The following is a 524-nucleotide window of genomic DNA, read 5'->3' on the forward strand; positions in this document are numbered from 1 at the left end:
TTGATCAGCGGTATCGGCACCGCCGGTGACACCATCCGTGTCTATGCCAACGACAGCGCGGGCAACCATCTGATTGGCAATGCGACGGTCCAGGAAGACGGCACCTGGTCGATGACGCCAACCACACCACTGCTGGAAGGCAACAACCAGTTGACCATCGTGGCGGTGGACGCGGCCGGTAACAAGACCACCCCAAGTACCCCGTCGTACGATCTCAACATCGACTTCACCGGGCCAGTACAACCGGCGATCACCAGCGTGGTGGACAACGCCGAGCCGCACGTCGGCCCACTGCAGAAGGGCGATGTCACCAACGACAACACCCCGACCCTGAACGGTACCGCCGAAGCCAACAGCACCGTCATTGTCTCTGGCAACGGCCAGGTGATTGGCTCGGTCACTGCTGACGCCCACGGCAAGTGGAGCTTCACGCCAGACACAGCGCTGAAAGACGGCAACTACAGCCTGAACGTCACCGCGACCGACGCGGCAGGTAACGTCAGCGATCCAAGCGGCAGCTTCGG

1 protein-coding gene is annotated in these 524 nt (G+C 62.0%); it reads left to right on the forward strand.

What is annotated here, in order from left to right; all coding sequences use genetic code 11:
* Positions 1–524: Ig-like domain-containing protein (locus AC2A1E_RS24310; protein WP_484385895.1), on the forward strand; the 524-nt coding region annotated here is incomplete at both ends.

The organism is Serratia sp. HNCC26DJ206 (genome assembly GCF_057180605.1).